The following is a 9,794-nucleotide window of genomic DNA, read 5'->3' on the forward strand; positions in this document are numbered from 1 at the left end:
GTCCGTAGGCCGGGCAGGCGGCATCAACCGAGAGTCCCCCATGAAAGCATCGGATCTGTTCGTGAAGGCGCTGGAAGCCGAAGGCGTCGAGTACGTATTCGGCATTCCCGGCGAAGAAAACCTCGATCTGCTCGAATCGCTGCGGCGATCCAGGATCAAGCTCGTGCTGACCCGGCACGAGCAGGCGGCCGGGTTCATGGCCGCCACCTACGGCCGCCTGACGGGCCGCACCGGCGTGTGTCTCGCGACGCTCGGGCCCGGCGCCACGAACCTCGTGACGGCCGCCGCGTATGCGCAGCTCGGCGGGATGCCGATGCTGATGATCACCGGGCAAAAACCGATCAAGTCCAGCAAGCAGGGCCATTTCCAGATCGTCGACGTGGTCGACATGATGCAGCCGCTCACGAAGTTCACTCGGCAGATCGTGTCGATCGGCAACATCCCTTCGGCCGTGCGCGAGGCGTTCCGCCGCGCCGAGGAAGAGCGCCCGGGCGCCGCGCACCTCGAGCTGCCGGAAGACATCGCGCACGAGGAAGGCGACGGCAAGCCGATCCCGCGCAGCTACAGCCGGCGGCCGGTGGCCGAGGAGAAGGCGGTCGCGCATGCGGTCGACGCGATCCAGGCCGCGCGCCATCCGCTCCTGATGATCGGCGCGGGCGGCAACCGCAAGACGACCCGCAAGATCCTCGGCGAATTCGTCGACAAGACGGGCATCCCGTTCTTCACGACGCAGATGGGCAAGGGCGTGATCGACGAGACGCACCCGCTGTGGCTCGGCAACGCGACGCTGTCCGACGGCGACTTCGTGCACCGCGCGATCGAGCATGCGGACTGCATCATCAACGTCGGCCACGACGTGATCGAGAAGCCGCCGTTCTTCATGCGCGCGGACGACAAGACCGTGATCCACGTGAACTTCCTCGGCGCGCAGGTCGATCCCGTCTATTTCCCGCAGATCGAGGTGGTCGGCGACATCGCGAACGCGGTGTGGCAGATGACGGAAGCGATCGTCCCGCAGCCGCACTGGGATTTCGTGCGCTTCGCGATGATCAAGGAGCATTTCGACGCGCATCTGGAGAAGGGCCAGCACGACCCGCGCTTCCCGATGTACCCGGTACGCATCGTCAACGACCTGTACAACGCGCTGCCTACCGACGGGATCGTCTGTCTCGACAACGGGATGTACAAGATCTGGTTCGCGCGCTACTGGCGCGCGCACGAGCCGAACTCGCTGTTGCTCGACAACGCGCTCGCATCGATGGGCGCGGGCCTGCCGTCGGCGATCGCGACGAAGATCGTGCATCCGCAGCGCAAGGTGATCGCCGTGTGCGGCGACGGCGGTTTCATGATGAATTCGCAGGAACTCGAGACCGCCGTGCGGCTGAAGCTCGACATCGTCGTGATGATCCTGCGCGACGATGCCTTCGGGATGATCCGCTGGAAGCAGGAGAACATGAACTTCCCCGATTTCGCGATGACGCTGCAGAACCCCGATTTCGTGGCGTATGCGCAAAGCTACGGCGCGCACGGGCATCGCGTCGAATCGGCCGACGATCTCGAACCGCTGCTGCGCGAGTGCTTCTCGGCGCCGGGCGTGCACGTGATCGACGTGCCGATCGACTATTCGGACAACGAGCGCGTGCTGAACCGCGAGATCAAGCGGCTGTCGGCGCAACTCTGAATTCCCCGTTCACAGGAAGGAGTCGTTCCATGTTGAAGGAAACCTATCCGTACTACCTCGCCAACGAAGCCGTCTACGCGAACACGGATCTGGAAGTGACGGACAAGTTCAGCGGCGAGGTCGCGACGCGCGTCGCGCTGGCCGACGCGAAGGCGATCGATGCGGCGATCGGCGCGGCGGTCGATGCCGCAAAACCGATGCGCGAGCTGCCGGCCTACAAGCGGCAGGCGGTGCTCGACCATTGTGTCGCGCGCTTTCGCGAGCGCTTCGACGAGCTGGCGGAGGCGCTGTGCATCGAGGCCGGCAAGCCGATCAACGATTCGAAGGGCGAAGTGACGCGGCTGATCGACACGTTCCGCGTCGCATCCGAGGAATCGGTGCGCATCGACGGCGAGATCATCAACCTCGAAATCTCCGCGCGTGCGCAGGGCTATACCGGCTACACGAAGCGCGTGCCGGTCGGCCCGTGTTCGTTCATCTCGCCGTTCAATTTTCCGCTGAACCTCGCCGCGCACAAGGTCGCGCCCGCGCTCGCGGCTGGCTGTCCGTTCGTGCTGAAGCCCGCGAGCCGCACGCCGATCGGCGCGCTGATCATCGGCGAGGTGCTCGCGGAAACCGACCTGCCGAAGGGCGCGTTCTCGGTGCTGCCCGCGCATCGCGACGGTGCCGATCTCTTCACGACCGACGAGCGCTTCAAGCTGCTGTCGTTCACGGGCTCGCCGGCCGTCGGCTGGGCGCTGAAGGAGAAGGCCGGCAAGAAGAAAGTCGTGCTGGAACTCGGCGGCAACGCGGCCGCGATCGTCGATGCGGACCAGCGCGACCGGCTCGACTACGTGGTCGAGCGTCTCGCGTTCGGCGCGTACTACCAGTCGGGCCAGAGCTGCATCGGCGTGCAGCGGATCCTCGTGCATGCCGATCTTTACGATGCGCTGCGCGAGAAGCTGATCGCGAAGACGCGTTCGCTGAAGATGGGCGATCCGAAGGATCCGTCGACGTTCGTCGGCCCGATGATTTCCGAATCCGAATCCCGCCGGTTGTCGGGCTGGATGGATGCGGCCGTCGCGGCGGGCGCGAAGATCGTCGCGGGCGGCAAGGTCGACGGCGCGATGTTCGAGGCGACGCTGCTGGAAAACGTCGGGCATGAGCAGGACCTGTACCGCAAGGAGGCGTTCGGCCCCGTCGCGATCCTCGAGAAATTCGACCGGTTCGACGACGCGCTCGCGCGCGTGAACGACAGCGACTTCGGGCTGCAGGCCGGCGTGTTCACCGATTCGCTCACGCATGCGCAGCGCGCGTGGGACGAGCTGGAGGTCGGCGGTGTCGTGATCAACGACGTGCCGTCGTTCCGCGTCGACAACATGCCGTACGGCGGCGTGAAGGATTCGGGCCTCGGCCGCGAAGGGATCCGCTACGCGATCGAGGACATGACCGAGCCGCGGCTGATGGTCGTGCGGCGCCGCTAACGCGCGGGTGGGCAGCACGGTGCCGTTTTTCATTGCGGCGCGCGCACCGGGCCGCATCAGGCCCGCACCGCATGGCGGGTCTCCCGAACGCGCTCGACTGCGGGTATCGCATCGTGATGTAATCGCGCCAAACTGCCGACCGGGGCACGACACCGGAACGCGCGAATTCATTCTTCACGAGGTCGATTCATGTCTCCCGTCTCGGCATTCAAGCTGGTTTTGTTGTCATTCCTGGCGATCGTCGCGCTCGAATGCATCGCGAAGCGGCTGCGGCTGCCGCCCGCGGCCGCGCTGCTGATCGGTGGCATCGGCATCGCGTTCATCCCAGGCCTGCCGCCGATCAACCTCGATCCTGAACTGGTGCTGCTAGTGTTCCTGCCGCCGCTGCTGATGGACGGCGCGTATTTCTCCGTGTGGGAGGAGTTCAAGCGCAACGTCGGCGGCATCCTGCTGCTCGCGATCGGCGCGGTCGTGTTCACGACGTTCGCGGTCGGCTTCGCCGTGCATTGGGTCGCGCCGGCGCTGCCGTGGGCCGCATGCTTCGCGCTCGGCGCGATCGTGTCGCCGCCCGACGCGGTCGCCGCGAAGGCCGTGCTCGAACGCGTCGCGCTGCCGCGCCGGCTGATGGTGCTGCTCGAAGGCGAGAGCCTGTTGAACGACGCGGCCGGCCTCGTGCTGTTTCGCTTCGCGGTCGCGGCCGCGCTCACCGGCGCGTTCAGCCTCGAGCATGCGGTCGTGCGCTTCGCGGAGCTCGGGCTCGGCGGCGTGGTGATCGGCTTCGTGGTCGGCAAGCTCGTCGTGTGGTTCCTGAAGCTGCTCGACGACGACTATCTCGTGATCACCGTCGGGGTGATCGCCGGCTGGATCGCGTACATCGCGGGCGAAATGGTCGAGGTGTCGGGCGTGATCGCGACCGTCACGGCCGGCATGATCATCGGCTGGCATCAGCACGAGGTGTTCTCCGCGGCCGTGCGCACGCGCGGCACCGCGTTCTGGCAGGTCATCGTATTCCTGCTCGAAGCGATGGTGTTCGTGCTGATCGGGCTGTCGCTGCGCGGCGCGATGCAGCGGCTCGGCGGCTTCGAACAGGTGCTCGGCACGATGATGCCACCGGTGCTCGCGGTGCTGGCGGCGGTGATCGTGTCGCGCTTCGTGTGGATCTACGCGGTCGAGGCGCTGAAGTGGCCGGTGCGCGGGATCGCGCGGCGCGGCGACGCGCCCGACTGGAAGGCCGCGACGATCATGAGCTGGGCCGGGATGCGCGGTGTCGTCACGCTGGCGATCGCGCTGTCGCTGCCCGAGGCGATGCCCGGCCGCGACCTGATCCTGGTCGCGTCGTTCGCGGTGATCCTCGTCACCGTGCTGCTGCAGGGCACGACGATCGGGCCGCTGATCCGGCTGCTGCGTTTGCCGCAACGTGAAGAGCGCGCCGCGCATCACCTGACCGAGCCGCAGACGTGGGCGTACGTCGAGGCCGCGCAGCTTGCGGCGATCCAGCCGCTCGTGCGCGACGAGAACGGCGTCGTGATCCATCCGCGCCTGCTCGAGCAATACACGTACCGCGCGGAATTGACCGAGCGGGCGAAGGACGAGCCCGCATATCCGGCGGAAGTGCGTACCGCGCACTACGACGTGGTGCTGGCCGCGATCAAGGCCGGGCGCGCGGAGTTGTTGCGCCTGCATCGTTCGGGCCGCATCCACGACGAGATGCTGCACATGCTCGAACGCGATCTCGACCTGCAGGAAGTGTCCGCGCAGCACGGGCGCGGATAGGCGGCCGCGCCGCCATCACGAGGGCTGGCTTCCTGCCGGCTCGATGCGCGTGCGGCGCGGGCCCCGCCCGGCGCGCCGCTTTTTTCTCCCTTCCTCAAGCCGATTCGATGCATTCGCATCAGGCCCCAATACATCTCGCGGGCGGGCCTTGCAGCGCATGCAAACCTCGCTGCGCCGGTCGCGCAAACGTTATCGTCTTTCGAATCCGGAAATGATCTGATTTATCTGATTGCGGCTCTTTCTGCATATTTGGCAAAACTAAACCGGAAGGAGATAGATGCTGTGCTCTAATTTCATTTAGAATCAGCCGGTTATGTTTATTGAGAGAAAGAATGCGGAGGTAATGCGGTCGTCGACGGGGAAAAACCGGCGCCCGGCGCCCCGCAAGGCAGTGCCGACAGGCCAAATCGGCGGAATCAGGCGGGTTTATCAACCCGCAATATAAGATAGCGTCCAAGTCGGATAAACAACCCCTATGAAAGAATCGATTGGAGATTCGGCGTTTGAAACTGTATTTATGAAAGAATCGAGCGGTGATAATGCTCCGGATTGTCTTGAATCGGGGCTTTCGGTTCTCCTGGTCGACGATCAACCGTTCGTCGGCGAAGTGATCCGCCGCGCGCTGCGCAGCGAACACGATATCGATCTGCACGTGTGCACCGACGCGCACCGGGCGATAGCGGTCGCGCGCGACGTGAAGCCGACGGTCATCCTGCAGGATCTCGTGATGCCGGAGTTCGACGGCCTCGATCTCGTCCGCGCATGGCGCGCGAACGCCGGCACCGCTCGCGTGCCGATCATCGTGCTGTCCGCGAAGGAGGAGCCGATCGTCAAGCGCGAGGCGTTCATCGCCGGCGCGAACGACTATCTGGTGAAGCTTCCCGACGCGATGGAGCTGACCGCGCGCATCCGCTATCACTCGAATTCGTATCTGATGTCGCGGCAGCGCGACGAGGCGCTCGATTTCCTGTCGCACGACATGCGTTCGCCGCAGACGTCGATTCTCGCGCTGCTCGACGTCTACCGGACCGAACACGGCGAACTGCCGGCGATCATGGAGCGTATCGCCGGCCATGCGCGGCGCGCGCTCGCGCTAGCCGACGGTTTCATCCACCTGACCCGCGCGCAGTCCGAGCGGCGCGCGCACGAGGTCGTGAGTCTCAACGAGATCGTGCTCGATGCCGTCGACCAGCTTTGGGAGAAGGCGGCCGGGTGCGGCAGCCGGGTCGTCGCGCACGTGCCCGATTCCGAGTGCGTGACGATGGGCGACCGCATGATGCTCACGCGCGCGGTCGCGAACCTGATCGACAACGGGTTGAAGTACGGCCCGGCCGGCACGGACGTGCACTGCACGCTGAGCGGCGAGGACGGTGCCTGGCTGATCGGCGTCGAGGATACCGGCGCCGGTATCGCACCGGAGCAGCGCACGGCCGCGACCGAGTCGTTCGTGCAGCTCGAATCCGCGCATGGCGCGGCGCGCAGCGGCTTCGGCCTCGGGCTCGCGTTCGTCCGCGCGACGGCGGCGCGGCATCGCGGCCGGATCTTGATGCGCAACACGGCGCGCGGCTTCATGGTCGCGCTTCGACTGCCGGCGCAAGCGGAGCGGTGATTTCGCGGCGCGGCCTGCCGGCGCCGCGTCGTCCGCATTCGACCACGAGGCGCTCGTGGCGCGCCTATCGGCGCGCAGGCGGGCGTGGATTTTTTCAACGCTGATTTTAGAAAGCCCATAACGAACATGGCCACAGTGACGCCCCGTGCGACCAATGAAAGCCTGCATCCGACGATCGGCGCTACCCGGCTGACGCTCGGCAATCGCATTCTGCTCAGCTTCGGCGTGCTGTTCGTGCTGATGCTGGTGACAGCCGGCGTGTCGTACGAGCGCCTGCGCGCGATCAACAGCGAAGCCGTCAGCATCGAGCGCGACTCGCTGCCCGGCGTCTACCTCGCGGCGTCGCTGCGCGGCTCGGTCAACGAATCGTTCGCGCAGCTGCAGCAGGCCACGTTCGTCGACACCGACCCCGAAGCCGTGCAGCGCGATCTCGCGAAAATCGCCGAAGCGCTGAAGGAAGTCGAGTCGTTGTCGGTCGATTACCAGAACACGACGTTCCGCGACGACGACCGTCAGCGTTTCGCGACGTTTCGCGGTTCCTACGACCGCTACCTGCCGCTGCTGAACGAAGCCGTGCAGAAACACCGCATATCGCGCGACGATGCCGTTGCCGCCTACGCGAAGGTGCAGCCCGTGTGGGTCGAGGTCGTGCGCAATGCGAATACGCTGGTACAGGAGAACCGCAAGTTCGCCGACCAGTCCGCGAAGCTGATCCGCGAATCCGTGCAGGACACCGAGGTCGTGCTCGCGACCGCACTGGCGGTCATGCTGCTGTCCGCGATCGCACTCGGCTATTTGCTGTTCCGTTCGGTCACCGTACCGATGGCGCGGCTCGTCGAAGTGCACGACGTGATGCGCACCGGCAACCTGACGCGCCGCCTCGACCTGCGCCGTGGCGACGAATTCGGCACGCTCGAGACGGGCTTCAACCGGATGGCCGACGAGCTGACCGAACTGGTCTCGCGCGCGCAGCAATCGTCGCTTCAGGTGACGACTTCGGTCGCCGAGATCGCGGCGACGTCGCGCGAGCAGCAGGCGACCGCGAACGAAACCGCGGCCACGACGACCGAGATCGGCGCGACCTCGCGCGAGATCTTCGCGACGTCGCGCGACCTGCTGCGCACGATGAACGAGGTGGCCGGCGTGGCCGAGCAGTCGGCGACGCTCGCGGGCGTGAGCCAGAGCGGGCTCACGCGGATGGGCGAGACGATGCGCAGCGTGATGGACGCGGCCGGTTCGGTGAACGCAAAACTCGCGATCCTCAACGAGAAGGCGCTGAACATCAATCAGGTGGTCGCGACGATCACCAAGGTGGCCGACCAGACCAACCTGTTGTCGCTGAACGCGGCGATCGAGGCCGAGAAGGCCGGCGAGTACGGCCGCGGCTTCGCGGTCGTGGCGACCGAGATCCGCCGCCTCGCCGACCAGACGGCCGTCGCGACCTACGACATCGAGCAGACGGTGAAGGAAATCCAGTCGGCCGTGTCGGCGGGCGTGATGGGAATGGACAAGTTCTCGGAGGAAGTGCGCCGCGGGATGCTCGACGTGCAGCAGGTCGGCGGGCAGCTGTCGCAGATCATCGCCGAGGTGCAGACGCTCGCGCCGCGCTTCCAGATGGTCAACGAAGGGATGCAGACGCAGGCGAACGGCGCCGAGCAGATCACGCAGGCGCTGTCGCAGCTGTCCGAAGCCGCGCAGCAGACCGCCGAGTCGCTGCGCCAGTCGTCGCAGGCGATCGACGACCTGACGCTCGTCGCGAACCAGTTGCGCACCAGCGTGTCGCGCTTCAAGGTTGACGCGTGACGCGCGCCGACCCGCAGAACGGCGCACCGGCGCTGTTCCTGATGTTCGAGCTCGACGGCGAGCGTTATGCGCTCGACGCGGCCGGCATCGACGAGGTGCTGCCGCTCGCGATCACGAAAGCCGTGCCCGGCGCACCCGAATGGATCGCCGGGCTGCTGATGCGCGGCGGCCAGCCGGTGCCGGTGATCGACGTGCCGATGCTCGCGCTCGGGCGCCGCGCGCACGCGCTGCGCTCGACGCGGCTCGTGATGGTGCGCTACCGCGCGGGCCACGGCGACGGCGAGCGCATGATCGGCCTGATCGTCGAGCGTGCGACGCAGACGATGCGGATCGATCGCGCGGCGTTCCGCGCGAGCGGCATCTCGACCGCGCGCACGCGCTGGCTCGGGCTCGTCGCGAACACGCCCGACGGCGTCGTGCAGCAGGTGTCGGTATCCGACCTGATCGACGACGTTGCGCGCCTGTATCTGTTCGACGGCCTGCCGAGCCACGGGGAGGCGTCCGCATGAAAGAGTCCGAATCGCGATTTCGCGGCTGGCTGCTGCGCGAGACCGGCATCGACCCCGATTCGCTCGGCAACGATTTTCTGATCCGTGCGCTGACGGAGCGTGTGCATGCGCTGCAGGCGGACGGCGAGCGCCTGCCGTCGGCCGCGCGGCCGCCCGTGACGCAGGACGCGCTCGATGCGTACTGGCAGCAGCTCAACGCGTCGGCCGACGAGCGGCGCGCGCTGATCGAACTGTTCGTCGTGCCCGAGACGTGGTTCTTCCGCGACCGCGAGGCCTTCGCGACGCTCGCGCGGCTCGCGGCCGAACGGCTCGCCGCGACGCCCGGGCGCGTGATCCGCGTGCTGAGCGCGCCGTGCTCGACGGGCGAGGAGCCATATTCGGCGGCGATGGCGCTGCTCGACGCGGGGCTCGAACCGGCCAGCTTCACGATCGACGCGATCGACCTCAGTGCACGCGCGATCGAACAGGCTCGCCTCGGCAGTTACGGGCGCAACGCGTTTCGCGGCACCGCGACGGAATTTCGCGCACGCTACTTCACGCCGTCCGCCGACGGCTGGCTGCTCGACGAGCGCGTGCGTGCGCGCGTGCAGTTCCGGCACGCGAACCTTGTCGAACCGATCGCCGATACGGGCTTTCGCTACGATTTCGTGTTCTGCCGCAACGTGCTGATCTACTTCGACCGCGACGCGCAGGATCGCGTGATCCGTTCGCTCGACGCGTGTCTGGCCGACGACGGCATGCTGTTCGTCGGGCCGGCCGAAACGGGCGTCGCGATGCGGCACGGGATGCGCTCGGCGCGCGTGCCGCTCGCGTTCGCATTTCATCGCGAGCCGGCCGGTACGGCGGCCGATGCAGGCGCGGCCCGGGCTGCGGCGCCGCTGTCCGCGGCAGCGGCGCACCCGCGCGCGGAGCGCTTCAAGGTCGCGCCGCTCGTGGCGACGCGCCCGGTGCTGGCC

7 protein-coding genes are annotated in these 9,794 nt (G+C 66.9%); all 7 read left to right on the forward strand.

All coding sequences use genetic code 11. The features are described from left to right. Positions 1-40 precede the first annotated feature (40 nt). Positions 41-1,681 carry an acetolactate synthase large subunit gene (locus tag OEJ37_RS21880; protein WP_175917627.1) on the forward strand — a complete coding sequence of 547 codons (1,641 nt, stop codon included), beginning with the start codon at positions 41-43 and terminating at the stop codon, positions 1,679-1,681. A 29-nt stretch (positions 1,682-1,710) separates the two neighbouring features. Then, positions 1,711-3,144 (forward strand): aldehyde dehydrogenase family protein, encoded by a 1,434-nt coding sequence (locus OEJ37_RS21885; RefSeq protein ID WP_263345581.1) that lies wholly within the window; start codon positions 1,711-1,713, stop codon positions 3,142-3,144. 189 nt (positions 3,145-3,333) lie between these two features. Further along, positions 3,334-4,917: a Na+/H+ antiporter gene (locus OEJ37_RS21890; protein ID WP_174421472.1), complete on the forward strand. Its 1,584-nt coding sequence runs from the start codon at positions 3,334-3,336 to the stop codon at positions 4,915-4,917. A 475-nt stretch (positions 4,918-5,392) separates the two neighbouring features. Next, positions 5,393-6,526 carry a hybrid sensor histidine kinase/response regulator gene (locus OEJ37_RS21895; RefSeq protein ID WP_174421471.1) on the forward strand — a complete coding sequence of 378 codons (1,134 nt, stop codon included), beginning with the start codon at positions 5,393-5,395 and terminating at the stop codon, positions 6,524-6,526. 126 nt (positions 6,527-6,652) lie between these two features. Then, entirely contained in the window at positions 6,653-8,329 is a 1,677-nt protein-coding gene (locus OEJ37_RS21900; protein WP_175917631.1) for a methyl-accepting chemotaxis protein, read from the forward strand. Further along, positions 8,326-8,838 (forward strand): chemotaxis protein CheW, encoded by a 513-nt coding sequence (locus OEJ37_RS21905; protein WP_263345584.1) that lies wholly within the window; start codon positions 8,326-8,328, stop codon positions 8,836-8,838. Before OEJ37_RS21900 ends, OEJ37_RS21905 begins: the two co-directional genes overlap by 4 nt. After that, positions 8,835-9,794: CheR family methyltransferase (locus OEJ37_RS21910; RefSeq protein WP_263345585.1), on the forward strand; the 960-nt coding region annotated here is incomplete at its 3' end. The genes OEJ37_RS21905 and OEJ37_RS21910, both read left to right, overlap by 4 nt.

It is taken from the genome of Burkholderia sp. BKH01, from assembly GCF_025685725.1.
Lineage (GTDB): Bacteria > Pseudomonadota > Gammaproteobacteria > Burkholderiales > Burkholderiaceae > Burkholderia > Burkholderia pyrrocinia_C.

Coding starts and splice junctions, on each gene's coding strand:
- OEJ37_RS21880 (WP_175917627.1), top strand. CDS start 41: ATGAAAGCATCGGATCTGTTCGTGAAGGCGCTGGAAGCCGAAGGCGTC.
- OEJ37_RS21885 (WP_263345581.1), top strand. CDS start 1,711: ATGTTGAAGGAAACCTATCCGTACTACCTCGCCAACGAAGCCGTCTAC.
- OEJ37_RS21890 (WP_174421472.1), top strand. CDS start 3,334: ATGTCTCCCGTCTCGGCATTCAAGCTGGTTTTGTTGTCATTCCTGGCG.
- OEJ37_RS21895 (WP_174421471.1), top strand. CDS start 5,393: ATGAAAGAATCGATTGGAGATTCGGCGTTTGAAACTGTATTTATGAAA.
- OEJ37_RS21900 (WP_175917631.1), top strand. CDS start 6,653: ATGGCCACAGTGACGCCCCGTGCGACCAATGAAAGCCTGCATCCGACG.